The 25449-nt window shown below is 64.0% G+C and carries 27 protein-coding genes; 16 read left to right on the top strand and 11 right to left on the bottom strand.

Features of this window, described 5'->3' with window-relative positions; translation table 11 throughout:
* Positions 1–6: 6 nt before the first annotated feature.
* Positions 7–570 carry an SET domain-containing protein gene (locus GDN70_RS14600; protein WP_038948090.1) on the bottom strand — a complete coding sequence of 188 codons (564 nt, stop codon included), beginning with the start codon at positions 568–570 and terminating at the stop codon, positions 7–9.
* Positions 571–733: 163 nt separating this feature from the next.
* On the opposite strand from GDN70_RS14600, the gene GDN70_RS14595 reads away from it, so the two are divergent.
* Complete coding sequence (locus tag GDN70_RS14595; RefSeq protein WP_038948092.1) at positions 734–1339, top strand: hypothetical protein; 606 nt, start codon at positions 734–736, stop codon at positions 1337–1339.
* Positions 1340–1460: 121 nt separating this feature from the next.
* On the opposite strand, the gene GDN70_RS14590 is transcribed toward GDN70_RS14595, so the two are convergent.
* Positions 1461–2201, bottom strand: a complete 741-nt coding sequence (locus GDN70_RS14590; RefSeq protein ID WP_038971628.1) for a TetR/AcrR family transcriptional regulator — start codon at positions 2199–2201, stop codon at positions 1461–1463.
* A 105-nt stretch (positions 2202–2306) separates the two neighbouring features.
* Here GDN70_RS14590 and GDN70_RS14585 point away from each other — a divergent pair, with 105 nt between their 5' ends.
* From GDN70_RS14585 to GDN70_RS14555, 7 genes are all read left to right on the top strand, one after another.
* Positions 2307–3704, top strand: a complete 1398-nt coding sequence (locus GDN70_RS14585) for a carotenoid oxygenase family protein (protein WP_152102710.1) — start codon at positions 2307–2309, stop codon at positions 3702–3704.
* 75 nt (positions 3705–3779) lie between these two features.
* Positions 3780–4043, top strand: coding sequence for a hypothetical protein (locus tag GDN70_RS14580; RefSeq protein ID WP_028142790.1), 264 nt, complete (start codon positions 3780–3782; stop codon positions 4041–4043).
* Positions 4044–4119: 76 nt separating this feature from the next.
* Positions 4120–4695, top strand: a complete 576-nt coding sequence (locus GDN70_RS14575; protein ID WP_038948095.1) for a hypothetical protein — start codon at positions 4120–4122, stop codon at positions 4693–4695.
* 12 nt (positions 4696–4707) lie between these two features.
* Positions 4708–5262: an inner membrane-spanning protein YciB gene (locus tag GDN70_RS14570; protein WP_028142788.1), complete on the top strand. Its 555-nt coding sequence runs from the start codon at positions 4708–4710 to the stop codon at positions 5260–5262.
* 187 nt (positions 5263–5449) lie between these two features.
* On the top strand, positions 5450–5746 hold the full coding sequence (locus tag GDN70_RS14565) for a hypothetical protein (RefSeq protein ID WP_028142787.1): 297 nt from the start codon (positions 5450–5452) through the stop codon (positions 5744–5746).
* A 14-nt stretch (positions 5747–5760) separates the two neighbouring features.
* Entirely contained in the window at positions 5761–6681 is a 921-nt protein-coding gene (locus GDN70_RS14560) for an SH3 domain-containing protein (RefSeq protein WP_152102709.1), read from the top strand.
* 83 nt (positions 6682–6764) lie between these two features.
* Positions 6765–7814: a DUF3616 domain-containing protein gene (locus tag GDN70_RS14555; protein ID WP_152102708.1), complete on the top strand. Its 1050-nt coding sequence runs from the start codon at positions 6765–6767 to the stop codon at positions 7812–7814.
* Positions 7815–7871: 57 nt separating this feature from the next.
* On the opposite strand, the gene GDN70_RS14550 is transcribed toward GDN70_RS14555, so the two are convergent.
* The 3 genes from GDN70_RS14550 to GDN70_RS14540 form a co-directional block, all read right to left on the bottom strand.
* Positions 7872–9527 (bottom strand): fumarate hydratase, encoded by a 1656-nt coding sequence (locus tag GDN70_RS14550; protein ID WP_038948099.1) that lies wholly within the window; start codon positions 9525–9527, stop codon positions 7872–7874.
* Between the two features lie 138 nt (positions 9528–9665).
* Entirely contained in the window at positions 9666–9893 is a 228-nt protein-coding gene (locus GDN70_RS14545; RefSeq protein ID WP_244625900.1) for a type II toxin-antitoxin system RelE/ParE family toxin, read from the bottom strand.
* Between the two features lie 63 nt (positions 9894–9956).
* A complete protein-coding gene (locus tag GDN70_RS14540) occupies positions 9957–10178 on the bottom strand; it encodes a hypothetical protein (protein ID WP_152102707.1) in 222 nt (73 codons plus the stop codon).
* A 122-nt stretch (positions 10179–10300) separates the two neighbouring features.
* Here GDN70_RS14540 and GDN70_RS14535 point away from each other — a divergent pair, with 122 nt between their 5' ends.
* The 4 genes from GDN70_RS14535 (at position 10301) to GDN70_RS14525 (ending at position 13529) form a co-directional block, all read left to right on the top strand.
* A complete protein-coding gene (locus GDN70_RS14535; RefSeq protein WP_095425268.1) occupies positions 10301–10774 on the top strand; it encodes a hypothetical protein in 474 nt (157 codons plus the stop codon).
* Between the two features lie 339 nt (positions 10775–11113).
* On the top strand, positions 11114–11287 hold the full coding sequence (locus GDN70_RS34935) for a hypothetical protein (protein WP_018321873.1): 174 nt from the start codon (positions 11114–11116) through the stop codon (positions 11285–11287).
* Between the two features lie 362 nt (positions 11288–11649).
* On the top strand, positions 11650–12771 hold the full coding sequence (locus GDN70_RS14530) for a helix-turn-helix transcriptional regulator (protein WP_095425270.1): 1122 nt from the start codon (positions 11650–11652) through the stop codon (positions 12769–12771).
* A gap of 83 nt (positions 12772–12854) precedes the next feature.
* Positions 12855–13529 (top strand): isoprenylcysteine carboxylmethyltransferase family protein, encoded by a 675-nt coding sequence (locus GDN70_RS14525; RefSeq protein WP_028142779.1) that lies wholly within the window; start codon positions 12855–12857, stop codon positions 13527–13529.
* A gap of 417 nt (positions 13530–13946) precedes the next feature.
* Here GDN70_RS14525 and GDN70_RS14520 read toward each other — a convergent pair whose 3' ends face one another.
* Positions 13947–14912, bottom strand: coding sequence for an AraC family transcriptional regulator (locus tag GDN70_RS14520; RefSeq protein WP_038971620.1), 966 nt, complete (start codon positions 14910–14912; stop codon positions 13947–13949).
* 103 nt (positions 14913–15015) lie between these two features.
* On the opposite strand from GDN70_RS14520, the gene GDN70_RS14515 reads away from it, so the two are divergent.
* Together GDN70_RS14515 and GDN70_RS14510 are read left to right on the top strand one after the other, a co-directional pair.
* A complete protein-coding gene (locus GDN70_RS14515; RefSeq protein ID WP_028142778.1) occupies positions 15016–16008 on the top strand; it encodes an NAD(P)-dependent alcohol dehydrogenase in 993 nt (330 codons plus the stop codon).
* 34 nt (positions 16009–16042) lie between these two features.
* A complete protein-coding gene (locus tag GDN70_RS14510; RefSeq protein ID WP_152102706.1) occupies positions 16043–16336 on the top strand; it encodes a DUF1330 domain-containing protein in 294 nt (97 codons plus the stop codon).
* A 77-nt stretch (positions 16337–16413) separates the two neighbouring features.
* On the opposite strand, the gene GDN70_RS14505 is transcribed toward GDN70_RS14510, so the two are convergent.
* Positions 16414–17310, bottom strand: coding sequence for a crotonase/enoyl-CoA hydratase family protein (locus GDN70_RS14505; protein ID WP_152103697.1), 897 nt, complete (start codon positions 17308–17310; stop codon positions 16414–16416).
* Between the two features lie 85 nt (positions 17311–17395).
* On the opposite strand from GDN70_RS14505, the gene GDN70_RS14500 reads away from it, so the two are divergent.
* Both GDN70_RS14500 and GDN70_RS14495 read left to right on the top strand, forming a co-directional pair.
* A complete protein-coding gene (locus GDN70_RS14500) occupies positions 17396–18040 on the top strand; it encodes a TetR/AcrR family transcriptional regulator (RefSeq protein WP_028142775.1) in 645 nt (214 codons plus the stop codon).
* A 2-nt stretch (positions 18041–18042) separates the two neighbouring features.
* Complete coding sequence (locus tag GDN70_RS14495; protein WP_095425273.1) at positions 18043–19668, top strand: AMP-binding protein; 1626 nt, start codon at positions 18043–18045, stop codon at positions 19666–19668.
* Position 19669: 1 nt separating this feature from the next.
* Here the strand turns inward: GDN70_RS14495 and GDN70_RS14490 are convergent, their stop codons facing one another.
* The 4 genes from GDN70_RS14490 to cckA form a co-directional block, all read right to left on the bottom strand.
* Positions 19670–20377 (bottom strand): glutathione S-transferase, encoded by a 708-nt coding sequence (locus tag GDN70_RS14490; protein WP_028142773.1) that lies wholly within the window; start codon positions 20375–20377, stop codon positions 19670–19672.
* Positions 20378–20557: 180 nt separating this feature from the next.
* On the bottom strand, positions 20558–21241 hold the full coding sequence (locus GDN70_RS14485) for a lectin (protein WP_028142772.1): 684 nt from the start codon (positions 21239–21241) through the stop codon (positions 20558–20560).
* Positions 21242–21385: 144 nt separating this feature from the next.
* Positions 21386–22393, bottom strand: a complete 1008-nt coding sequence (locus GDN70_RS14480) for a Tim44 domain-containing protein (protein ID WP_152102705.1) — start codon at positions 22391–22393, stop codon at positions 21386–21388.
* A gap of 359 nt (positions 22394–22752) precedes the next feature.
* Positions 22753–25332, bottom strand: a complete 2580-nt coding sequence (gene cckA, locus GDN70_RS14475) for a cell cycle histidine kinase CckA (RefSeq protein WP_038948109.1) — start codon at positions 25330–25332, stop codon at positions 22753–22755.
* Positions 25333–25449 lie beyond the last annotated feature (117 nt).

Below are 25449 nucleotides of genomic sequence, written 5' to 3'. Positions count from 1 at the left end.
CTGCGACTACGCCCTCGCCCGGCCGACCTTGCCGGCGAAGTGCTTGCCGTTCAGCTTCTTCTTTTTCGCCGTGCTTTTCGTGCCCGCCTTCTTGGCCTTGGCTTCCGTGCGCGCCTTCACCTTGGCGGCTTCCGCCCGCGCCTCGGCTCGCAGCTTCTTGCGCTTCTTCTCGCACGACTCGCACTTGCAACCGATCGGCTTCAGATAGGCTTTGAAATAGTCGGTACCGTAATCATAGTTGATCTCGTCACCCGGCTCGATGTTCCTGATGGCGCGGATGAAGACCTTGCGCTCGCGCGGCCGGACGTCGGACTCGGCGTTGGGCCGGCAGGAATGGTTGATGTAGCGGGCCAGATTCTTGCGCACCGAGCCGTCGATAGTCCAGCGGCCGTTGAGCTCGAACAGGTACTTGTTCTCGATGTCGTCCTGCTCGGGAATCCGCGAATCCAGGATCGGTCCGAAATAGCGGATGATCCGGGTGCCCTTCTTGATCGGCTTGGTGGCGAAGAGGCCGAGCCCGGTCTTGGAGCGGCCGACGCGATAGGGTTTTTGCGAGGAGATGGCTGGCATGATCAAGTAAAGGAGGACGCGAACGAGGCTGGAGGAGCCCAAGCGAAGCCGCTCTTCTAGAACGATTCCGCGCCGCTGTCAGGTCTATCCCACCCCTGTTTGAACCTTGCCCACAATGAAGACGTCTGATGGTGCGGAGTTCCCTGCGATCGAAGCCCTCATGATGAACCGCATCACCTGCACAGGCCTGGCCGTCTTGATGATCTGCATCGGCCTGCACAGCGCCGCCGCCCAAACCGTGGGCAGCACCTACACCTCGACCGCGCCCAAGGATTGCCGCCAGATCGGCAAGCCCAGCGAGCTCGACGGCAGCACGACGCGCATCTGTCCGGGCAAGGACGGCCTCCTGGTGCTGATCGCCGAGGACGATCTTCGCGAAATCGTCTCGGTCGGTCGCAATCGCAAGCAGGCGGCCGAGGAACCGGCAGCCAAGGTCTGGTTCGCACCGTTCAATTCGTCGGAGACCACGATCGAATGGCGTGCCGTGGGCGCAAAGCCGTTCGCGATCATCCAGCGCTGGCACATCGCCGACAATGCCGATCCCGACAAGCAGGGCCGGCCGAACACCAAGGCCATGCTGGTCGTGACCCGGCTACCGCCGGGCCCGGTCTGTCACGTTGCTTATGTCGATGCGATCGCAAACCCCACCACCAACGAGCTTGCGCGCAAGGCCGCGGACGATTTCGCCCGCGGCTTCGCTTGCGGCAAGGACGAGGTGAAGATCATCGGCACGCGCGGCCGCGCCGTCGAGCTTGCGACGATGCGCTAAGGCGCGATGCGATTAGGACGAATCGTCATCGCGCTTTAGGTTGTTGTTTAAGCATGATCTTTTCGGAAAACCGCTGCGCACTTTTCCGGATCATGCTTTAGGCCTTGGCGGCCCACGACCGCTATGCGGGGTGTTTGGTGGCCACCGGCGCCATCAGCATCGCCTCCATTAGCCGCTCGGCCGTCGTTCCCTCGGGCAGACGTCCCAAGATATCCTCGAGCCGTCCGTCGAGCAGCAGCATGGTGAAGCCATGCACCATCGACCAGGCACGTGCGATCGCGGCACCCTGGCTCAGCGTCAGCGCGTCACCGCTGATCTGCTCCTGCCGCATCATGCCGATCGCATTCGCCAGCCCGGCGAAGGAGGCTTCGGCCGCCTCGTGCAGCGAGGGCCTGGAATAGTCCAGGCGCTCGGTACGGAACATGATGCTGTACATGCCGGGATGGGCTTGCGCGTAGGCGACGTAGGCCTTGGGCCGCGCCAGCGCGGCTTCGAGCGGCGTGGTGGCGGCACCGCAAGATGCCGCCATCGCCGCGTTGAACTGGCGGAAGCCGACGGCCGCGAGCTCGCTGAGCAGGCCGGTGAGATCACCGAAATGGTGGGTGGGTGCGGCATGGGAGACGCCCGCCTCCCGCGCCACCGCGCGCAAGGTGAGGCCGGCGAGTCCGTCGCGCTCCAGCACCCGTTCGGCAGCCTGCAGCAGCGCCTCGCGCAAGGCACCGTGGTGATAGGGCGTCTCGGACTTCGCGCTCGCCGCGCCACGCCTTGGGCGCGATGCCGCAGTCGACGTCGTCTTTCTGGGGGCACGCGCGCGTCGCGCCGTTTCGCTCTTGGTATCGGTCTTGGTGTCGATCTTGGCCATTTGCAAGCTATATGACGCAATATTGACAGTGTAAAGATTTCGCTTGACCGATGCGGCAATCGACGCTATCCGATCTTTACGATGTAAAGATAGGGAGTGTACGCCGTGCAGCACGACGCCATCGCCGAGCGCCGCAACAACATCGCGCCGATCCCGTTCGAAGCGGACGCGCCATTCCTGAAGATCATCGGCGAATTGCCGCGCGAGCTGAACGGCGTACTCTATCGCAACGGCCCCAATCCGCAGTTCGATTCCCCCGGCGCGCATTGGTTCGTCGGCGACGGCATGCTGCACGCGTTCCACCTCGACAACGGGCGCGCCAGCTATCGCAACCGCTGGGTCCGCACGCTGAAATGGCTCGCCGAGCACGACGCCGGCCGCGCCTTGTTCGGAGGCTTCGGCCGCAAGCTGCCCGATGCCCCTGCTGATCTCACCGACGGCGGCGTCGCCAACACCAACATCATCTTCCATGCCGGCAAGCTGCTGGCGCTGGAAGAGGCGCATCTGCCGACCGAGATCGAGCCCGGCACGCTGGCGACGCGCGGCTATCACAACTACCAGGGCCGTGTCGCCGGCAGTTTTACCGCGCACCCGAAGATCGATCCCGTCACCGGCGAGCTCGTGTTCTTCGGCTACAACGCCGCAGGACCGTTGACGCCTGCCCTCTCCTACGGCTCGATCGACGCCTCCGGCAAGGCGACCCGCTTCGAGCGGTTCGAGGCGCCCTATGCCAGCATGGTCCATGACTTCATCGTCACCGCGAACCATGTGCTGTTTCCGATCCTGCCGATCACCGGCAGCATGGAGCGCGCGATGCGCGGGCAGCCGCCCTACGCCTGGGAGCCGGACAAGGGCGCCTATGTCGGCGTGATGAAGCGGAGCGGCACCGCAAAGGACATCGTCTGGTTTCGCGGTGAAGCCTGCTACGTCTTCCACATCATGAACGCGTGGGAGGACGAGAACCGCATCATCGCCGACGTCATGCAGTTCGAGGAAGCGCCGCTGTTTCCGCATTCCGACGGCCGGCCGACCGATCCGGACAAGTCGCGCGCCCGGCACTGCCGCTGGACCTTCGATCTCTCCGGCAATACCGATCGCTTCCAGCAGACCTATCTCGACGATCTCACCGGCGAATTTCCGCGCATCGACGACCGCCGCGCCGGGCTGAAGAACCGTCACGGCTGGTACGCCTGCGCCAATCCGAAACTGCCGATGTTCGGCGCGCTCTCCGGCGTCGTCCATGTCGACGGCAACGGAAGACGTCTCGGCCATTACCTGCTGCCCGCCGGCGACACCATCTCCGAGCCGGTGTTCGTCGAGCGATCGAAGGATGCGACTGAGGGCGATGGCTGGCTGCTCGCCGTGGTCTGGCGGGCGCGGGAGAACCGCAGCGACCTCGCCGTGTTCAACGCCACCGATGTCGAAGCGGGTCCCGTCGCGCTGGTGCAGCTCGGCCATCGCGTGCCGGATGGTTTTCACGGCAATTGGGTGGGGGCGCAGTAGCTCCCGTCATTCCGGGGCGCGCCACTTGGCGCCCGCCCGGAGCCACAGCACGGACGTGTCACCAAAGAGGCCCGTATGCAGATGCCCTCCATCACCGCAGACCTCCTCGCCATCCTCGCCATGGTCTGCGCCGCGCTCACACTCGAGGTGGTCCATCTGCGGCGGAGCGGCCAAGTCCTCTTCAACGGCGGCATCCTGCTCGCCCTCGGCCTCGCGATCGCCTGCGCGCTCCCCATTCTGTCGCGCCTGCCCTGGGCGGAATTGGCTGACGAGGCGTCCGACCAAGCCGTTGCGGCACTTCAACTTTTACATGCCGCCTACATCATTTTGACACTGTAAAGATTTCGCTTGACCCGGTCTCGCCTCTGACCTATTGATCTTTACATCGTAAAGATCGGCCTGACCGAGGTAGGTAATGGCGATTTTCCTGATCCTTGCGCCCTACGGCGCCTACAGCTTCCTGATGCTGGTAACGTCGGCCGCGATCAGCGTGTTCGTGGCCTCCGCGATCTGCCTCGCCACCGTCGCAATCGATGTGGCGCGCGGGCGCTCGGTGAAGACCCTGGCCGCGGGCTCGGCGATCGTGTTCGCCGCAATCGGCCTCTACCTGGCGCTGCTCGACCCGCAGCTCGGAACGCTCGGCGTCAAGCTGTCGGTCGATATCGGCATCTTCGTCATCGCGCTCGGCTCGCTGCTGGTCCGCCGTCCCTTCACGCTGCAATATGCGCTGGAATCAGTGCCGGCCGAGACCGCGGCGATGCCCGGCTTTCTCACCGCCAATTACGTCATCACCGGCGCCTGGACCGTGGCCGCGCTGTTGATGGCGGCCGGCAATCTCGTGCTGCTCTACGTCCCCGGCCTGCCGCTCTGGTCGAGCCTTGCAGTCGCCTTCGCCGCCCGCAACAGCGCGATTTACTTCACAAAATGGTATCCCGAGTATCGCCAGATCAAGTACGGTACGCCCGCCCGCGCATTGCCCACCGCCCGCTGAACAGGATTGACGATGAAGGACGTATTCGCCCGCCTCGGCTCCGACCTCTTCTCCGCCATCGTCTTCCTGGTCGTCTATCTCGCCACCGACAACGTCATCCTCGCGACGTCAGTGGCGATCGCCGGCGCGATCGCGCAGGTGATCCACGCCCGCATCAAGGGGCAGCAACTCAACTACATGACCTATGCGAGCCTCGCGCTTGTCGTCGGACTGGGCGGGATCACTCTGCTGACCAATGATCCCCGCTTCATGATGGCAAAGCCTTCGATCGCGCATTTCGCCATCGGCGCGATCATGCTCAAGCGCGGCTGGATGCTGCGCTACATGCCGCCGATTGTCGTCGAGACCGTTCCGGAATATGTGACGGCTGCAGGCTATGCCTGGGCGGCGCTGATGTTCGTGATCGGCGTCGGCATGATCCTCGTCGCCTCCACGGGCGATCTGAAGCTGTGGGCGTTCTACCTCACGGTGGTCGCCGGCGGCGCCAAGATCCTCGCCTTTGCCGTGCAGTATGTCGTTCTAAGGCTCATCGTCACCAGCCGCAGGCGCGCTGCAGCCCGCGCCTAAAGCGCGATGTGATCGCTTTAGGTTGTTGTCTGAGCATGATCTTTTCCGAAAACCGCTACGCACTTTTCGGGACATGCTTCCATGCCTCAAATGGAGCGTTAGGCAGGAGCTGCGAGTTGGGCTATAGGCTCGTCCGGGACTGGCCGCGGATCGTCGCGGTCCGCCGGGATTTGTTCGGGAGACGGGAATGGCCGTAGACGGCAACTGGAATCTGACCATGACGACGCCGATGGGCGAGCGCCAGGCGACGCTGAGCCTCAAGGCCGCCGGCGGCACGCTCACGGGCACGCAAGGCGCGGAAGGTAATACCGCCGAGATCTTCGACGGCACCGTCGCTGGCGACAACGTCTCCTGGAAGGTCTCGATCACCAACCCGATGCCGCTCACGCTCGAATTCGCCGGCACCGTCTCCGGCGACAGCATGAACGGCGAGATGGGCATCGGCCCGATGGGCAGCTTCCCGTTCACGGGCGCCCGCGCGTAAGGCGGCGCAGCATCATGCGCGTGCTTCGTCTCATCGCGACGACGATGCTGTGCGTCGCGACACTAGCGGCGCGCGCGGATGACACCGAACCGGCGTGGCGCGCAAGCGCGCTCGCCCTGGTCCCGGCAGGTTATGTCGCCGGCGCCGCTTATCGAACCGACGGCTCGATGGGATATCTCGCCGTCTATCCCGCGCCATCGAACGATCCAAAAACACCGGCAAGCGTGTTCGCTGCGCGCGAGGCCCTCGTGGTCAAGCTGACACCGGATGCGACACGCGCGGTTTCAGCCGAGTTGAAGCCGCGCACAGAGCCCGATCCGGACAATGACGACAGCGATTTCTCAAAGCTGCACGCCGATCTCGCCGCCGGACGAACAAAGCTGCCCGAGGCCACCGAGCCCTGCAGTCTCGGCGCCTGGTCCATTGACAAGGACCCCGGTGGCCTCAACGTGCGCGCCGAGCCGTCGGCGGCGGCGCGCGTGCTCGGCACGCTGCCGCCGCCTTACCGCTTGAAGTTAGGCGGCGCCGAGAACACGCCCGACGGCGGCTGGCTCACCGAATTCCGCATCATCGGCTTCAAGAGCGGCTGGTTTCTGATCGAAGGCGCCAAGCCGCCGGGCAAGGACTATGAGGACGAGAAGAGATATCCGCGGAGCGCGCCCAAACCCTATGCCGGGCGCGGCTGGGTTGCGTCCAACAAGGTCGGCGCGAGCTACGCCAATGGCTATACGCGCGCAGGCGGGCTGTTCCAGGCTCCCTTCGTCGATGCCAAATGGATGCCGGCGCAGCGTGAGCTCGGCGGCCCGATCGACGGTGACGGCGGCCCGAAGCGTCTGTTCGCCTGCAGCGGCTTCTGGGGTCTGGTCGAGAGCCATGACGGCGTCCGCGGCTGGTGGCGCGCGCTCTGCTCGAACCAGGTCACGAATTGCAGCTGAGAAGAGAGCGCTCCGCGACATTCTCGCTCTTGTCTTCTTAACAATTCAGGATTGTATTTGAGCATTGCACCCGGGAGGGAAGAATGCCGTACAGCATCATGCATGCATTTCATCGATCACTGACAGCCGCGTTCGTTTGCATTCTGCTCGGAGCAGCGATGTCGACCGGGCACGGCGAACAATTGCCGCCGAAGATTGCCCCGGAGGCATCCGCCTGGAAGCCCGCCTCGATCTTCGAGAAAGACGACAAGGACGACAAGTTCAAGGATCAGCCACGCATGAATTTGAGCGGAGCGGCGTGCGTGCCCACCACGCCGAAGTTCACGTCATGCCTGATCGCCAATGATGAGAAGAAATACGCACAGTTCTTCTCGATCGAAGGCAACGTCCTAGTTCCCCGGAAGCTCATCCGGCTTTCGGATGACGACAAGGACCCCGATGCCGAAGGCGTCGCGTATGAAAAGGGCTTCTTCTATGTAACCGGCTCGCACGGCCGAAGCCGCAAGAGCGACAAGGAGAATCTGTCGAGCTACGTCGTGTTTCGGATTGCCGTGGATCCGCAAACCGGCGCACCCAAGACCGAACCCAACGCCAAGAAGGTCGAAGGCGTCGAACCGAGCCCGCGGCTGCGCGAAGTGATTGAAAAGAGTAACGACGTCGGATCGAAGTTCAACAAGCCGCTCGCGGAAGGCGGTGTCAACGTCGAAGGGATTGCAGTCAGGAACGACCGTATTTACTTCGGGCTGCGAGGTCCATCGCTGAACCGTCAGGCCTTTGTGCTCAGCGTCGATGCAAGCGCGCTCTTTACCAAGGACGACGATCTCAAACCCGCCTCGACGCCGCTCGATCTCGGGGAGAATACCGGCATCCGCGACCTTGCCGTGGTGAACAACGGCATCTTGATCCTCGCAGGGCCAACGCGTGACGAAGACGTTCCCTATAGCGTCTGGCTGTGGGACGGCAGCAGCAAGACTGCCAAATCACTGGCGACGCTCGATCTGAGCACAGCCCCAAAAGAGGCGAAAGCGGAAATTCTGCTTCCCCTCGAGGAAGACGCAGCCAACATCCGCGCGCTTGTCATGTTCGACAGCGCCGAAAATGGCGGCGCGATGTCGTTCATAATAAAGCGCTGAGCGCGCTCTGCGTAAATCGTCCGCCGGTCCGAGAACCGGCGGACGACGCAGGATTGGCTAGCCCAGGTTCAGCTCCTTGAAGAAGTCGTTGCCCTTGTCATCGATGATGATGAACGCGGGGAAGTCGACGACTTCGATGCGCCAGATCGCTTCCATGCCGAGCTCGGGATATTCGAGCACCTCGACCTTCTTGATGCAGTGCTCGGCAAGGTTCGCCGCGGCGCCGCCGATCGAGCCGAGATAGAAGCCGCCATACTTCTTGCAGGCCTCGCGCACCGCCGGCGCGCGGTTGCCCTTGGCCACCATCACCATCGAGCCGCCGGCGGCCTGGAACTGGTCGACGAAGGAATCCATGCGGCCCGCCGTGGTCGGACCGAACGCGCCGGAGGCGTAGCCCTCGGGCGTCTTGGCCGGGCCGGCGTAATAGACCGGGTGGTTCTTGAAATAGTCCGGCAGCGGCTCGCCCTTCTCCAGTCGCTCGCGCAGCTTGGCGTGGGCGCTATCGCGCGCGACGATCATGGTGCCGGTCATCGAGACGCGGGTCTTGATCGGGTGCTTGGAGAACGTCGCCAGGATGTCCTTCATCGGCTGGTTGAGATCGATCTTGACGACCTCGCCGCCGAGCGCCTGCTCGACCTGCGGCAGATATTGCGCCGGGTTGTGCTCGAGCTCCTCGAGATAGACGCCGTCCCTGGTGATCTTGCCGAGCACCTGGCGGTCGGCAGAACACGAAACGCCGAGCCCGATCGGCAGCGATGCGCCATGACGCGGCATGCGGATCACGCGGACGTCGTGGCAGAAGTACTTGCCGCCGAACTGCGCGCCGACGCCGAGCGATTGCGTCATCTTGTGGATTTCCTTCTCCATCTCGACGTCGCGGAAGGCGTTGCCGTCGGGCGAGCCGTGGGTCGGCAGCGCATCGAGATAGCGGGCGGAAGCGAGCTTCACCGTCTTCATGCAGAGCTCGGCCGAAGTGCCGCCGATCACGATCGCGAGGTGGTAGGGCGGGCACGCCGCGGTGCCCAGCGTCAGGATCTTCTCCTTGAGAAACGCGAGCAGCCGGTCCTTGGTCAGCACCGAGGGCGTCGCCTGGAACAGGAAGCTCTTGTTGGCGCTGCCGCCGCCCTTCGCCATGAACATGAACTTGTAGGCGTCATCGCCCTCGGCGTAGATCTCGCACTGCGCCGGCATGTTGTTGGCGGTGTTCTTCTCCTCGTACATCGAGAGCGGCGCGACCTGCGAGTAGCGCAGATTGCGGCGCAGATACGCGTCGCGCGCACCTTCCGACAGCGCCGCCTCGTCGTCGCCGTCGGTGATGACGTTGCAACCCTTCTTGCCCATGATGATCGCGGTGCCGGTGTCCTGGCACATCGGCAGCACGCCGCCGGCGGCGATGTTGGCGTTCTTCAAAAAGTCCAGCGCGACGAACTTGTCGTTCGGGCTGGCCTCGCCGTCCTCCAGGATGGCGCGGAGCTGCTTCAGATGGCCGGGGCGCAAATAATGGTTGATGTCGCCGAAAGCCGCCTCCGACAGCGCCCGCAGCGCCTCGCGCGACACCACCAGCATGTCCTTGCCCAGGACCTTCTCGACCCTGACACCCTCGGCCGTGATCTTCTTGTAGGGCGTCTCGTCCTTGCCCAGCGGGAATAGCGGGGTGTGCTTGTAGGGCGGAACGGGCTTTGACGGGTCGGGGAAGGCGGTCGGAGCGTTCATGGAGCGAATCTCGGGTTTTTGGAGCCCTGGCGGGCCTCTCAGCATAGAAGCGTTCTAAGCTTTTTTGCTGCAAAGGGAAGTGAGCGGAGCGCATGGAAGAGACCCCATTCTGTCTCCCGGCAAGGGGCAGGCGCCCACTCAAGAATCTCGGGCCTGTGCGCCGTGAAATACTGCAGTTACGACAACTCGTGCGCGTAACCCATCGACCTCATAGATCACGACATAGGGGAGCCGGGGCACAACCCACTCAAATGTCTGGGGATCATGCCCGACGTGCCCCATAAAGGGGAAGGACGTCAACTGCCCGATACTCTTGAGCAGCCGATCGGTCACCTTCCGGGCAGCGGCCGGACTATCCTGTGAAATCCAATTGAAGATACCTTCGAGATCAGCAACCGCCTGATCATCGAAGATCAGCTCCGTGGCCCCTCAGGACCCAAAGCGCTCGACGCGCGCACGCACTTCATCAAGGGAGAGGAATTTGCGGTTTGGATCGGCTCGGCGACGGCGCACTTCGGCGATCTGCTCCTCGGTCAGCTGGATGTCCCGCATGTGTTTGACATAGTCGAGCCACGCCCCCGCGGCGGCATCCTGCTCGCCTTCGGGAAGCTGCACGACCTGACGGATAGCCTCGTCCAGGAGCTTGGTCATACAATCAAGTATAGCAGATTGCAGGCGAGAGAACAGCCAAGCCGCACGGGGAAATGCCCCTTCCCACCCTTGCGCTTCGCGCCCGACGACGCTTGAATGCGCGCCCTAAGGGGCTTTTCATCATGACATTGAACTTGAACGTCCGCGGCGCGATCCTGGTCGCCGCCGCCATCACCGGCCTTGTGACCCTCACCTCGCCCGCACGCGCCGACCGCTGCGACGACAGTGCCAAGGAGCTGGCGAACCAGGTCGATCGCCTCAAGGTGAACTTCCGCGCTGCGAACACCGTCTACCTGACGCACCCGGCGGCCAAGGAGCTGTCCGTGGGTTGCCGCGGCGACAAATATTCCATCGAGCTCTATGCCAAGGGTGATCGCAAGCCGACGCCGGAATTCTATGCGCTGGTGGGGTCGATGGCGGCGATCGTCTTCACCGTGACCAAGGACGACACCACGACGGGCGCGACACGCTGCCTGAAGCGGATGGGTCTGCTGCGCGGCGACAAGATCAGCATGCGCTATCGGCGACTCAACATGGAATGCACCCGCACCAAGAAGGACGCGTCCATCGCGATCACGCGCGGCAAGGACGAATAGGCGGAGGCCCTCTTCCGCACTTGCTGCGGACAAGGTGCAATTGCGACGCGACGCAGCTCGCTTCGTACTCCGTCATTGCGAGCGGAGCGACTTGTCCGCCGAAGCCTTGGCGAAGGCGGAAGCAATCCAGAATCCTTCCGGTGACGGTCTGGATTGCTTCGTCGCAAGAGCTCCTCGCAATGACGAGGAGGGTTTTAGTCGTCGCTCGCATAAGGCACGATGCAGGGCACGAACAGCGCCTCCTACCACACCAATCGCTCGCATTTTAACGATTGCCTTGAAGGAATTTTCGCTCCTCGCAGCGCAGGGTCAATTGTTTCCATGTGTGAGGATTTGCGGATGAAGGTTTCCACCGTTGCGCCGCCGCCGATCGCGATCGTGGTTCCGAGCTACGACACGACCAAGCAGCAGGACGATCAGACCAAGACCAAGGACGCCGACCCCACCTACAAGCCGCAGCCGCCCGCACCGCTGCCGCCGGGTCAGGGCACGCGGATCGATCAGCTCGCCTGATCGATCTTCTCGAAGGACGAATCGCCCGATCCGGTCGATCGGGCCTGTTTCGTGTCCGGCGCATCTTCGCCGGATAGCGGGAACATCATGCGCGGCCACCCCGGGACCTGCGCATGATCGCAAGACGGCCGTTGCTTGACACCACGCTCGTTGCCGCCATGGGCGCGCGATTGTTCGCGTCCACGCGAACCTTGCACCCGGCCCGCCTGCCCCACCGCGGCCATTTTCCCTACGCGCACGATTGGCCCGAAAACCACCGCTCCAGCTCGGCGCGGCCTTCAAGTGTGATCCGGCTCATCAAATTTCCGCATGCGGCGTGCTCATCTGCGAGGCCGAATGAGCATGCGTCGATGGGACAAACCATGGAACTGAATGAAGAGCTGCTGTCGCTGGTGGCGGGCATCTACGATGCAGCGCTCGACGATTCCCGATGGTCGGCGACGCTTCGTTGCATCGTCGACCTGGCGGGCGGCCAAAGCGGCGGTCTGGTCCGGATCGGAGCAGACGGCGAGGCCGTGATCGCGCATGCCGTTGGTGTCGAGCCGGCCTATGTTCAGTCCTACATCGAAACCTATGAACCGTTCGATCCGTCGCGCAGCGTGCTCCACGCGCCGGTCGGCCAGATCCAGACCATCAGGGACTGGATCGACGTCGACGAATTCCGCACCACCATGTTCTACAACGAATGGACGCGGCCGCAGGGCCTCGAGGACGCCGCCAATATCCTGCTCGACAAATCGCCTGAGGGAATATCCCGCCTCTCGATCATGAAGGCCGGCGGCCCCGTCGACCGCAGGATGTACCAGGTGATCTCCCACCTCACGCCGCACCTGCAACGGGCCATGGTCGTCAGGCAGAAGCTGCAGCAGCAGAACGCATTGGAGACGACGTCGATGCGCACGCTCGACGCCCTGCGAACCGCCATCCTGCTGCTCGATGCCGAGGCTCGTATCACGCACGCCAATGCCAGCGCGCGCGACATCCTGGACGAGGCCGACGTGCTTCGTTCGGTCCGTGGCCGGCTGGTGACGTCCGAGCCGAATGCCGATCGCGTGCTGCGGCAGGCGCTGGCGGGCACGGTTGTCGGCGACCGCGCGATGACGAGCGCGAGCATCTCGCTGCATCTGACGGCCCGCGATGGCGCGCATTTTGTCGCGCATCTCCTGCCGCTGACCGCCGGGCGCCGGCAAAGGTTCGCAGCGAGCTACGACGCCTGCGCCGTCCTGTTCGTCAGCAAGGCAGCGCTCGATACGATCGTCGCGCCCGACCTCATCCGCAAGCTGTTCAGGCTGACGCCGACCGAGCTGCGCGTCTTCCTGTCCATCGTCGAGATCGGCGGGGTTCCCGACGTGGCCAGGAGCATGGGCATCGCCGAATCCACGATCAAGACCCATCTCGCCCGGATCTTCGCCAAGACCGGAACCAAACGACAGGCGGATCTGGTTCGGCTCATCGCGGCCTTTACACCGCCGATCAAGGTCTGAACCCGGTCCCTGTCGCCTCGCGCCGCATGTTTGCCGGAAAGCAGGCTATCAATACGCCGGCGTGGGACAGAACAAGATCGCCAATGATCGCCAGACTGCTGCTGCAGAACACGATCACCACCGCCGCGATGGGCGCGCTGCTGTTCGCCTCCGCAGGGACGCTGCGCTGGCCTTCGGCCTGGGTGTTCCTCGCGACATGCACCCTGCTCGGCCCGCTCTGCGGCTGGTGGCTCTACCGGATCGATCCGGCGCTGCTCGCCGAGCGGCTGCGGCCGGTGCTGCAGAAGGATCAGCCAGCAGCCGACAAATTGTTCATGAGCGTCTTCGTCGTCGCGATGCTGGCCTGGCTGGTGCTGATCGGCGTCGACCGGCGCCTTCAATCGTCCGACATGCCGGTCGCACTCCAGGCGTTCGGCCTTGCGCTGTTCCTGGCCTCGACACTGTCCACGATGTGGGTGTTCCGCGAAAACTCGTTCGCTGCGCCGGTGGTGAAACTGCAGGCTGAGCGCGCCCAGCGCGTGATCTCGAGCGGTCCCTACGCCCATGTGCGTCATCCCATGTATAGCGGCATGGTCCTGTTCTTCGCCGGCGTGCCGCTGCTGCTGGGCTCGTGGTGGGGACTCGTGATGGTCCCGCTCCTGGTCCTCCTGTTCGCGATCCGCATCGGAATCGAGGAGCGCACCTTGCGCGAGGGCCTGCCGGGCTATGCCGATTATGCGGCGCGGGTGCGCTATCGCCTGATGCCCGGCGTTTGGTGAGCGCGCATTGCGCTGCCTCCTCCGAACGGCTGACGCCGCCGAAAGCGGACTTCGCTAGACAGCGGCGGCACGCAACGCAACGAAAGACGCGACGATGTTCTGCAAGCCGCCCTGCCCCGACCAGCCAGAGCTTTCTTCCGCTCCCGATGCTTCAGACGGTCATCCTGGTCCGGCGCACGCGCAGCCCGGCGGCAGCCATGACGTTTTCGGGCGATTGATCGCGCCCGAAGCGGCCGGTCCGGAACGGGGGCTGCCGCCAGCCTCCCTCCGGACCGGCTAAGTTTCTATTTTTTGACGCGTTTCTTGACGCGAACCGGTATCCACTTCGCTCGAAAACGCTCTAGCTGGAGCGCAGTCGAGAAGGGTTGAGAGGCCCGCAATATTGACGAAGATCTGGACCCGGCCGCACGCCGCGGATCATAACGCAGGCCTGTTCGCCTCCGCAGCCAAGGTGCGCCGCCACTCTCCAGGCGCCAGTCCCTCGACACGCCGGAAGGCGCGGCTTAGCGCGGTATCGGAGTCATACCCGACCCTGACCGCCACTTCCGCCAAGGCCGCGCCCTTCCGCATCAGGGTTTTGGCGCGATACATCCGCCACCGCGTCACATAGCTCAGCGGCGTCTCTCCGAGAACCGAACGGAAGTTCTGAGCGAAGGTGGAGCGCGAGACGCCTGCGACACGAGCCATCTCCTCGACCGTCCAGTCGCGTGCGATGTCCGCATGAACGGAGCGAATAACCTTGGCCAAGGATCTGTGCCTCAGCGCAGCAAGCCACCCGCCGGCCCGTGTCCCGTCCGCCGCAACCCACGCGCGGATCGTTTGAATGAACAACACGTCCGTCAGTCGCTCTACCACTAAGTCCGCGCCGAGCCCATCTGCGCGGCTTTCCAGGCCAATCAGGCCTAGGGTGGTCTCGAGCAGATCGAGGTCACCATGCGCCAAGCGAACGTGGAGCAGATCGGGCAACAAGGCGAGCAAGGGCTCGGCCGCGATCGGATCGAATGAAAGACGCGCCGATACCATTTCCATCAGCGCGCCGTTACCGCCATAGTTGACCGTGCGGTCAGGGATGGTGGTGAAGCCGGTCCCTTCCGAGAAGCCGGGCAGGTCCGCAAACAGGTTCACACAATCCACGAGGGCACTGTCGGGCCGATCCGCCAGCGCGAACCGCGTGCCTTCCTTGACGATGAGACAATCGCCCTTGGCCACTGGTAGGGGAACCTCACCCTCGGACAGCAACCAGCCCACACCTTCTGCGATCATCACCAGCCGGGCCTGATAGCCGGTATCGAATGCCACACCCCACGGCGCGGTAAAGCGGAATCGCACATAGAGCGAACTCGCCACGCTCATCGCGCTCACAACGTCGTCGAAGGGATCCATCCCGATTCGATATCGGACGATCGGTCAGGAATCAAGGCGCTTGGGCCATTACTCATACGATCGAACCAGTCTATCTATCCCACCTCATCGATTGGAGAGGGACATGCGAAGCTACAGAGCTAATAAGATTGGATCGCTCGACGACCTGAAGATCATCGAGGAGGATCTTCCCGTTCCCGGACCTGGACAAGTTCGGGTCAGGGTCCGCGCCACGGCCCTTAACTTTCGCGACCTCGCCCTTCTCACCGGGATATTCCCTGCTCCCGCCAAGGCGGACGTCGTTCCGCTGTCTGATGCGGCTGGTGAAATCGAGGCGGTAGGATCGGATGTAACCCGCTTTGCAATCGGCGACCGCGTTGTCAGCAGCTTCTTTCCGACCTGGTTCGGTGGCGCGTTCGAGGCTGGTGCAGAGCAATATTCGGTCGAACGGGATGGCTGGCTGACCGAGTATAAGGTCGTCGACGCCGAAGCCCTGGTCGCCGCGCCCAATACTTTGTCGTTCGCAGAGGCCGCTGCTCTGACCTGCGCGGGCGTCACTGCTTGGTCGGCTCTTGCCGGCGTCCGGGCGGGCGACATCGTGCTGACGCAAGGCACGGGCGGCGTTTCAATCTTCGCAGTGCAATTGGCCAAAGCGTTGGGTGCGCGTGTCATCGCCACCACCTCAAGCGCGGAAAAGGCCGATCGTCTGCGAGCGCTGGGCGCTGACGAGGTCATCGATTATCGCGCCGATCAGGACTGGGGCTCCACGGCACGCGCAATGACCGATCGTGGGATTGACCGTATCGTGGAGACGGGCGGTGCGACCTCGCTTGCGCAGTCCATCAAGGCAATCGCTCCCAGCGGACAGATTTCGCTGGTCGGCGTGCTCGGCGGCTTTGCGGGCAGCGTCGATTACAAGGCGATGTTTTTTAGCTTTGCTCGCTTCCAGACGATCACGACCGGCAGCCGCCGCGATCTTGAGGAGCTCACGCGCTTCGTCGCTCGAACTGGCCTGAAACCCGTCATCGACAGTACCTTCATCTTCGAGGAGGCGCGAGCGGCGATCGAACACCTGGGTCGACGCCAAGTGTTCGGCAAGATCGTCGTTCAGCACTGATTTCATCTTGAACCCTCAACGGAGATTTTAATCGATGAGCGTCTATGCCATCTTCATTCGCGAACGCACCCGCAACGCGGGTGAACTGGAGACCTATGCCGAAATGGTCACCCCCCTACTGGGGAATTCGGGAGCGACGGTTCTCGCGGCCTACGGCGCTCAGGACGTTCTGGAGGGGCCTTCGCCTGAAGGCGTGGTGATGGTCAGCTTCCCGACCATGGAGACCGCGCGCACCTTCTATGACAGCCCCCAATACCAAGCTGCCGTCCGACACCGCTTTTTGGGCGCGGACTATCGATCGATCATCGTTCAGGGGGTCGATGGCTGAGACGGACTGTCCACTTTCGGCGACGTTCTCGAAGAAGGGAAAATCGCGCCGCGATCGATCGCTTCTCGCGCAACACGCTAGGTGCCGCTCTTCAACTCGCTGATCTGCTTGCGTGCCTCGTCGCGCTCCGGAATCGGACGTCCGCTGTCGCGCCACTCGATCGCGGCCTTGAAGCCGTGCTTCTGGGCGTACCGCCTGAACCACAGACCCTCGGGATTGTGACGCGTGATGCCGTCGAACAGGGTGGCGAGCGACTGCGTCTGCTCCAATCCCATATTCAGCATGACTTGGTTGACCACCATTTTATGCATGGCAAGGTGGCTCTTCGGCACCCCGGCGATCCGGTCCGCAAGCTTCCTGGTCGCGTTCTCGAGCTGCTCCATCGGCACGCAGGCGTTGGCCAGACCCCACTCGGCCGCCGTCCGGCCGTCGATCATGTTGCCGGTGAACATGAGCTCTTTCGCGCGCGACGGGCCGAGCTTGAATGTCCACATTGCGGTGGTGGGACATCCCCAGACCCGCGTCGGCATGTAGCCGATCCGGGCGTCCTCTGCCATTACGATCAGGTCGCAGCACAGCGCGATATCACTACCGCCAGCTACCGCCGCGCCGTGGATTTTTGCGATCGTCGGCTTGGAGCATTTCCATAGGCTCATGAAGTTTTCGGTGTTCTTCTTCATGACTGCGTAATCGACGAGCGGATCCCAAGGCTCGCTCTCCTGCTGGCATGGATGCTCGATCTCGCTTTCCGCATAGGCGACGAGATCGTACCCGCCGCAGAAGCCCTTGCCGGCGCCCTCGATAACGAGGACATGCACGTCGTCATTCATCTCGGCCCACTCCACGGCGGCGCGGATTTCGGCCGGCATCGCATCGTCGATGGCATTGAAGCGTTCCGGGCGGTTGAGGACGAGGCGAGCGATGCGCGGAGCGTCCTCGCGGGTCACGATGCTTAGCGTCGAAAAATTCGGCATAGTATCCTCCGGGCATAAACAGTCATCATTGACTGTAGCACATCTCATGCTACAGTCAACGCTGACTGTCGATAGGAGGAAGTGCATGTCCAGAGCGGCGAAGTCCGTGCGCGGGTCTGAAGGCTCCGAGACCATGCGATCGAGAGTGCTCGACGCCGCGGTCGAATGTCTGATCGAACACGGCGTAGCCGGCACGACCACCCTCGCTGTCCAGCATCGGGCAGAAGTTAGCCGGGGCGCCCTGCTGCATTATTTCCCCAACCATGCATCGCTTCTGGCCGCGACCGTCGCGGAGCTTGTCCGCCGCAATGAGCGGGCGGTGTCGCAATCCCGCGCGGCGAGCGGCGCATCGTCGGATTCCCTGCAGTCGGCCATCGAGGCCTTGGCCTTCGCCGCCCATCAGCCCGCCTATCTCGCCGAGCTTGAACTCTGGGCCGTCGCACGCACGGACGCGGCTTTGAAGCAGGCGCTCATCGCGGCCGAGCGCGGCGCGCGTCGTGATCTCGAACGAGTCTATTTGCAGCTCTTTGGCAAATGGACGGAATCGGAAGCCTACGATGAATTCGTGGCGCTGACGCTCCATTTCATCAGGGGGTTGGCGATCTCGGACAACCTCCGAAGCTCGGCGCGAAAGCGCGAGCGCCTCATCGCCGCCTGGGCAGAAGCGATGCGGACGGTTCTCGAGACGAAATCCAACGTCCGAAACAGACAAAAGAGTCAGGGGGCTTAGACATGGACGAAACGAGGCTTCGCAATTCCTACTATCCCGCCGATCCGTCGCGGCCGATCCTCGACGTCAGCATCGGTCGTGCTCTCACGTCCGCTGCCGGCACCGTGCCTGATCGCGAAGCGCTGGTCGAAGTCGTTCCGTCATCGATGGCCTCCCCAGTCGGGGCCTCACGCACTGACCGTCGGTGGACGTACGCTCAATTGTACAACGATGCGCAGCGTTGCGCGAGTTGGCTGCTACAACGGGTCGAGAGCGGAGACCGCATCTGCGTCTGGGCCCCGAACGTGCCGGAGTGGGTTGTCTTGCAGTACGGGGCGGCGCTTGCCGGCGTGATCCTGGTCACCGCCAATCCCGCGTTCAAGCCGAGCGAGCTCGAATTCGTTCTTCGGCAGTCCAGATCATCAGCTCTCTTTCATCTATCGAGTTTCCGCGAAGTCGATACAGGTGCCATCGCCCGCGAGTTGGAAGGTCTCGGCATCCACCGCTATTGCTTCGAAGGCTGGCTTGACGAGATCCGCAACACGCCGGAAGCGGCGTTGCCGGAGATCGATTCGCAGCATCCGGCGCAGATCCAGTACACTTCCGGGACCACGGGCAAGCCTAAAGGGGCGCTCCTCCATCACCGCGGCTTGGTGACGAACGCGAGCTATGTGGCGGCCAGAGCAGGTCTAGAAGACAGCGTACTGCTGAGTCCGATGCCGCTCTTTCACACCGCCGGGTCGGTCATGAGCGTGCTCGGCTGCATGACCTCACGCGCGACACTGGTGCTCCCGCTCTTTTTCGATCCGCCAACGGTCCTGCAGGCCATCGAAGCGTCCAGGGCGCAGGTCCTCTTCGGCGTTCCTACGATGCTGCTCGCGCTGATCGAGGCGATGAAGGCCACCCCGCACGATCTGTCGTCCTTGCGTGTGGCGCTGTCCGGGGGCGCTCCGGTCTCGCCGGAGATACACCGTCGCGTGAAAGATGCGCTTGGTCTTCCGGTCGTCACCGTCTTCGGTCAGACCGAGCTCAGCCCGATCGTCGCGCAGACGAGCGACGACGATCCGGAGTTTGAACGGCTTCATACGGTAGGAAAGCCGCTATGGAACGTCGAGGTGCGCATCGCGGATCCCGGCGATTTTCGTGTCTTGCCGACGGGTACAGAGGGCGAAATTCAAGTCCGCGGGTACCAGACGATGATCGGCTATTTCGACGCACCGGACGACACCCAACAGGCTATCACGTCCGACGGATGGCTGCGTACCGGCGATCTGGGAACGATCGACGAGGGCGGCTATATCCGCGTTACCGGTCGCCTCAAGGACATGATCATCCGCGGTGGAGAGAACATCTATCCCGTCGAGATCGAAGCCTGCCTCTTGCGCCATCCGGAGGTCGCCGACGTCGCCGTGTTCGGGGCGCCGGACGAGAAATGGGGCGAAGTCGTCGCAGCAGCCGTTCGCCTGTCGTCAAGCGCTTCAGGATGCGCCGAGCGACTGACTGCGCATTGCCGCGACGCAATGGCCCCACATAAAACGCCGATATTGTGGTTCGCCTGCTCCGAATTTCCGTTGACGGCCTCCGGTAAGGTTCAGAAGTTCCGCCTGCGGGAAGCGCTGGCTGCGGGCTCGCTCGAGCGGATGGACTAGACTAGCCATCCAGCTCGCGATAGCGGCGGAAGATGCCCTGCTCGTTGAAGGGAATGCGGCGCTCGCTCGCCAGATAGGCCTCGATGTTCGGCCGCGCGGCGATGCGGTCGTGCAGGGAAACGAGGCCCGGAATGTCTGTCTCGAACGCCTTCATGCGCCTGGGGAAGGCATAGCGCAGCCCCGCGACGATCTGGAAGAGCGAGAGATCGACGTAAGTCAGCCGCCGGCCGGTGACATAGGCGCCGCCATTCCCGGTGAGAAGCTGCTCGAAATAGCCGAGATATTTCGGCACCCGCTCGTCCCAGAAATCGGCCGTGCGTTTCTTCGCCGGCGGCTTCTGGTCCTCGTAATAGAGCGAGGGTCCGAGCGGATGATGGGTGTCGTGGATCTCGACCACGAGGTCGGTGATGGTGAGCTGAAGCTGGTGGACCCAGAGTCTGCCGGCTTCCGCCTTCGGCGCGAGCGCATGGCGGCTACCGAGATAGAGCAGGATATTGGCGGTCTGGCCGATGACGAGCTTGCCGGCTTTCAGGAACGGCGGCGCAAAGGGCGGCGTGCCCTTCTGTGCATCCATCATCTTCATCATCGCAGCTGTGCCGCGTGGTCTGCGCGCGACGTCGACATAAGCGGCCCCCGCCTCCTCCAACGCCAACCGCACATATTCGCCGCGGCCCTGGATCTCGGGCCAGTAATAGAGCTCGTATTTCATGGGAGAGGTCCTTTGAGACGCAGGCAGGACAAGCCTAGCATGCGGCGCAAGTTCCGTCGTGATGAGGCGGAACGTCGGCCCCACGCGTCATTGCGGGCGTTAGCGAGCAATCCAGAGCCTTTCCGCGGAGATAGTCTGGATTGCTACGCTCGCAATGACGAGCCGAGGGAGCTCGGCCTCTCAATTCGCAGCGAAACAATACAGCAGGCCGTCGCCGCCCGTGCTCTTCAGATCGGCCTGCGAGCAGCCACCATCGGGACCGCGCGAGGGGTGCGAGCTATTCCAGGATTTCGACGGCTCGTCATCGCGCAGGCCCTTGCGATCGAAATGGCCGACCATCGCGGTGCCTTGCGTGCTCGACGTCCAGTTCTTGCAGGTGCGATCGTCCGGACCGGCAAACGCGGTGCCGTCTGGTTGCGATCCCGTGAGGACGTCGTGCCGGTTCGGCTGGTCACCCATACCGTTGATACCCTCGCCCTTCTCGCTGAGCGCCGTCTGCTTGGTGAGGTTGTTGGCGGAGCCGTGCAGCTCGGCAACATCCTTGGCAATGACCGCGCCCTTTGCATTCTGCCACGGTCCTTTGCCGATGCGATCGCGCGCGTTGACGGCCGGCTTGCCGTCGGCGGCCTGCGTCGAGAGGTAGGCGCGCCAGGTCTTCGCACCGGCGCCGGCGGTCTGTGCGAGCCTCGCGCACTGCGCATCGGCTCCCTCCAGGCCGCCGAGATCGGCGCCCTTGCCCGGGCCGTTGGACGTCACGAAGAACGTCATGTCGGCCGACTGCGCCTCCACGGCTGGCGCCCCAAGCAATGCAAGCGAGGCCGCAGCGAGCGCTGAAATCGTCACGGATCTCTTGATACGGATCATCTTGTCCTCCCGTTGTGTTTGTCGTTGGCCGCCTGATTTCAACCCGATGCGCCGCCACTTATTCCGGTGCCGCGATGAATGGGGCACAAAAGAAAAGGGCGCCGTGCTTGAGCACGACGCCCTTTGTTCTCCATCGCTTTGCGATCAGTTGGTCTGCTGGATCGCCGACAATTCCCAGCCGCTGCCGGGCCGTCGGGCAAAGGTCCAGACTTCGGTGACTTCGCCCGGCTGCTCGCTGCCGGCGACGACCGTGCCGCTGTTGCGGTCCAGCGTCTTGTCGGTGAGCGCGAAGCGCAGCGCCACCGTGGCGTAGTCGGTCTCGCCTTCGCGCCAGGCTTCCGCGAGATCGCCCTGCAGCAGCTTGACGCCAGTCACCTTGTTGACGACGTTGCGCGCGCGGTTCTGGGCGAGGTCCTGCTCGAAATAGGAGACCATCTCCGGCGTCGCGAGCGTGTGCAGCTTGGCCACGTCCTCGTTCGACCAGGCGGTCTGGACATCGCCGAGCAGGCGCTCGAACGCCTCGTAATCGTCCGGCTTGATCTCGAGCGGCGCGTTATTGGCATTCGCGCCGAAGCCGAAGCCGCCAAGACCACCGCCAAGGCCGCCGCGCTGGTTCGGCTGCGGTCCGGAACCTGCGCCCGCCTCCGCATTGGCATAGGCCGCCTGCGGCGTGTGACGGCGCTGCCACCAGGACATCGCCAGCCGCACCACCAGCACCACGAGCGCGATCTGGATGATCAGGCCCAGGATCGAGGACAGGCCGCCGAGGCCGCCGAACAGGCCGCCGCCGAACAGCATGCCGAGCAGGCCGGCGCCGAGGAAGCCGGCCGCAAGACCGCCCATGAAGCCGCCGGCGCGGCCGAACAGGCCGCCGCGCGCGGGCGCGGAAGCAGCCGAGTTCATGCCTGGACCCGGCTGGGTGTAGGTGCGGTTGAACTGCGAGGCCGAGCCGGGCGCCGTCGTGGTCGAGGGCGGGGCCGAATAGGTGCGCGAGCCGCGTGAACCCGACGAGCCGCCACCGCCGACGCGCGCGTCGGCAGACGAGATCGCCAGCGCAGTCGGCAGCGCAAGCGCCAGCACGACAGCGATGGTCTTGAAGAGACTGCGGGAGCGTAGCGAGAAATTCATGTGCGTTTCCCAAATCCCCGGCATGGGGACGTGCGCCTAAGATGGGCAGACTTCCCGAAAAGTGAAGCCGGTTTCGGAACCTATGGCTGCGGCCCTCAGTCGCGGGGATGTGGCAAAAGCCCATATTTGGCGGGGGCTTGGCCGGACGCGCCGGGGAACCGTGGTCGCGGGATACCGGCGGTTTGGGCCGAGATTTCCGCTCTTTCCCCGTCATGCGAGCGTAGCGACTTGTCCGCCGAAGCCTCGGCGAAGGCGGAAGCAATCCAGACTGCCTCAGCGGAAAGACTCTGGATTGCTTCGTCGCACCAGCGCAAAACTGCTACGCAATTTTGTCGCGGGCTCCTCGCAATGACGGAGGGGCGAACGGCGTGCGCCGCCTATCCTCACCCCTGCTTCGCCATCGTCTCCTTGACCGCCGCCACGAGCTGGCTGAGCGTGAACGGCTTCGGCAGGAAGTCGAACTGCTGGCCTTCGGGCAGGCTCTTCTCGAAGGCGTCCTCGGCATAGCCGGAGACGAAGATGAACTTGATGTCGGGATTTTTCTCCCGCATCGCCTTCAAAAGCGTCGGGCCGTCCATCTCGGGCATGACGACGTCTGAGACGACGAGATCGATCGCGCCGCTCTGCTCTTCCAGCATTTCCATGGCCTCGACGCCGTTCTCGGCCTCGACCACGGTGTAGCCGCGCGAGCGCAGGCCGCGTGCGTTCAGCGCACGCAGGCCCTCTTCGTCCTCGACCAGCAGGATGGTGCCCTGCCCCGTGAGATCGGTGCGCGGCTTGGCCTCGGCCGCCGCGGCGTCCTTCCCGGCGCCGCTGGTCGCGCTCACCACAGCCGCCGGCTGCTCGACCTGCGCTTCAGGCTCGGCGTGGTGACGCGGCAGGAAGATGTGGAACGAGGTGCCCTGGCCCGGCTCGGAATCGACGTAGATGAAGCCGCCGGTCTGCTTGACGATGCCGTAGACCGTGGAAAGGCCAAGACCCGTACCTTTGCCGACTTCCTTGGTCGAGAAGAACGGCTCGAAAATCTTGTCGCGGATGTCGGCGGGAATGCCGGTGCCGGTGTCGGCGACCTCGATCCGGACATAATCCGCGGCCGGCATGCCCTTGTAGGCGAGCTTGGCCGCTTGTTCCGCGGTGACGTTGGCGGTGCGGATGATCAGCTTGCCGCCGTCGGGCATGGCATCGCGCGCGTTCACCGCGAGATTGACGATCACCTGCTCGAACTGGGAGACGTCGACCTTGACCGGCCAGAGATCGCGGCCGTGGATGGTCTCGTGCTTGACCTTCTCGCCGATCAGGCGGCGCAGCAGCATGGCGAGATCGGACAGCGCGTCGCCGAGATCGAGCACCTGCGGCCGCAGCGTCTGCCGCCGCGAGAACGCCAGCAGCTGCCGCACCAGGGTCGCGGCCCGCGTCGCGTTCTGCTTGATCTGCATGATGTCCTGGAACGACGGGTCGGTCGGCTTGTGCGCGTTCAGCAGGAAGTCGTTCGCCATCATGATGGCGGAGAGCACGTTGTTGAAGTCGTGGGCAATGCCGCCGGCGAGCTGGCCGACCGTCTCCATCTTCTGCGACTGGTTGATCTGGTTCTCCAGCGCGCGCCGCTCGGTGGTCTCGAGCATGTGCACGATGGCGGCTTCCGCCTCATTCTCGGCGGCATCGACCGGCGTGACGAAGAACTGACCCCAGCGCTCCCTCGGCCCTTCCAGCGCCACTTCCACCGGCGCGACGTCGGCCTGACCATCGGCGGCCTGGTTGATGGCCGCGATCAGGAGGTGACGGTCGCGCGAATTCACCGCGCGGAAGATCGACTTGGAGGAGCTGTCGAGCCCGAGCGCCTGCCCGAGCTTGGCATAGCGCGCGTTGGCGCGCACCACGTTGCCGGCGCGGTCCACGGTCGCGATCGCCATCGGCGTATGGTCGAAGAAGCGCATGAAGCGCACTTCGGCGGCGCGATCGGGATCGCTGCGCTCGTCGCGGGCGCGGCTGATGACGAGCGTGCGCGACGGCCCCGGCGCGCCGTCAGCGCCGAAGGCGAGCTTGTGATAGAGCCGCACGGGCATGGTCTTGCCGGTGCGCATGCGCAGGTCGATGTCGAAGACCTCGGTCTTCACCTCGCCCGGCACCGCCACGATCGACGTCAGCAGCGAGGCGCCGTCGCCGGAGACGATGTCGGTCAGCTTCAGGCCGCCCGAGCCGATCTCGGCGAGGTCGTAGTCGAGCCAGTTCGCCAGCGTCGCGTTGACATAAGCGAGCTCGCCGGCCGGATTGACCGAGAAGAAGCCGCACGGCGCGTGGTCGAGATATTCGATCGCGTGCTGGAGCTCCTGGAACACGTCCTCCTGGCGCTCGCGGTCGCGGGTGATGTCGGCGATCGACCACACCGCGTATTTCGCCTCGCGCTTGCCGGTGCCGAGCGGGCGCACCCGCATGCGCAACCAACGGCCCTGGCTGCCGTCCTGGCCGGAGATGCGGACCTCTTCCTGCTGCCGTTTGCCTTCGCGCGCGGCCTTGAGCAGGCGGAACACGGCTTCGGAGACGTCGGGGTTGCCGATGAAGACACGCTCGACCGGGCGCACGTCCTGCGGCCCGGTCGCGCCCGTCAGCGTCAGATAGGCGGCGTTGGAATAGACCACGTGGCCGCGGGCATCGGTGACCGCGAGCCCGTCGAATCCATGATCGGCGATGCGGCCCACGACCGGATCATCGAGACTGCGGTCGGCGAAGCGGATGATCCCGGCGGCGAAGGCGAACAGGTTGAACAGGCCGACCATGGCCAGCACGGCGAGGATGCCGAGGATATAGGGCTGCGCCTGCGCGCGCCCGAGCGTCATCAGCCCGACGGCGACGGCGACGAGGCCGGCGGCCACCAGCAGCACCAACGCAATGCTACCCGAGCGCGGCGACGGCTCGTGCGTCGCAACGGGCTCGCGGGTGAGGTCGTGGTCGGTCTCGGCGGTCATTCTCGAGCTGGCGCAGCCTGTCGGCAGAGAATCAACGCGCTACGGGGCGCGTGGGGTCCTCCCTGCCTGAATCGGACCCTGAGGTGCAAGGGCAGCAGGGGCGAAAGGTACGCTGAT

Origin of the sequence: Bradyrhizobium sp. TM102, from assembly GCF_009176685.1 — a bacterium.
GTDB classification, from domain to species: domain Bacteria; phylum Pseudomonadota; class Alphaproteobacteria; order Rhizobiales; family Xanthobacteraceae; genus Bradyrhizobium; species Bradyrhizobium ottawaense.
The sequence above is the reverse complement of the archived record's forward strand: the minus strand, read 5'-3'. Positions and strand labels throughout refer to the sequence as shown.